This is a genomic window from Mesorhizobium silamurunense (assembly GCF_014843905.1).
In the GTDB taxonomy this organism is placed as follows: Bacteria; Pseudomonadota; Alphaproteobacteria; order Rhizobiales; family Rhizobiaceae; genus Mesorhizobium; species Mesorhizobium silamurunense.
In genome coordinates, this window is the sequence record NZ_LPVS01000207.1 from 1 (window position 1) to 1,102 (window position 1,102).

Below are 1,102 nucleotides of genomic sequence, written 5' to 3' on the forward strand. Positions count from 1 at the left end.
AGCGATCTGCTGCGCGAACTCTTCGAGACGACGGTGCGTCGTTGCATCGAAGAAGGTCTCGTCGGCAACGAGGGCTTCGCCGTCGATGCCAGCCTCATCAGGGCGGACGCGAACAAGCAGCGCTCTGCCGAGGGATCGGAGCAGGTCGACTGGGAGACGATGGCGGCGACACGCCGCTCGGTACAGGAGTATCTCGACACGTTGGACGATGCCGCGTGGGGTGCAGCGAGCGAGGTGAAGCCGAAGTTCATATCGAGGTCCGACCCGGCGGCTCAGTGGACGGGAGCGATGAAGGGGCATGCCTTCTTCGCCTACGCCACCAACTATCTGATCGACCTGGATCACGCCGTCATCGTGGACGTCGAGGCAAGCCGCGCCATACGCCAGGCGGAAGTCGGCGCGGCACGCACCATGATCGATCGCGCCCAGGATCGCTTCGGCCTCTATCCGGAACGCCTGGCCGCCGACAGCGCGTACGGCTCGGCCGAGATGTTGGGCTGGTTGGTGCACGAGCGCGGGATCGAGCCGCATATCCCGGTCTTCGACAAGTCGGAGCGTCGCGATGGGACCTTCGAGCGGGCAGAGTTCAGCTATGATCGCAAGCGCGATCTCTACACCTGTCCAGGCGGCAAGGAGCTCAGGCAGTATCGTCGGCGGTTCGCTTCACCCCGCGACGGTGTCGACGACGAGGGCTTCATGCGCTACCGCGCCAGCAAGCTCGACTGCGACGCCTGCGCCCTCAAGCCTCGATGCTGTCCGAACGGTCCAGCCCGCAAGATCCTACGCTCTATCCACGAGGGTGCGCGGGACATGGCCCGCGATATTGCCGCCACCGACGCCTATGTCACCTCGCGTCGCGAGAGGAAGAAGGTCGAGATGCTGTTTGCCCACCTCAAGCGCATCCTGAAGCTGGATCGCTTGCGACTACGAGGACCAAACGGTGCTCGAGACGAGTTCCATCTGGCAGCCACTGCCCAGAACCTCAGGAAACTCGCCAAGCTGATTCCGGTGCCGATGCCGAAACCGGCATGAGGCGGAAGGCGTCTGCTCACGACCTAACATCAGTCGATGTCGTGGCCGAGACGCGGCCGATTTTTTCAAC

Annotated in this window: 1 protein-coding gene; it reads left to right on the forward strand. The window is 63.6% G+C overall.

Annotated elements, in window-relative coordinates; all coding sequences use genetic code 11:
- Positions 1–1,032 (forward strand): transposase (locus AU465_RS33085; protein ID WP_192257218.1); only part of this gene is annotated, 1,032 nt, incomplete at its 5' end.
- Positions 1,033–1,102: the final 70 nt, after the last annotated feature.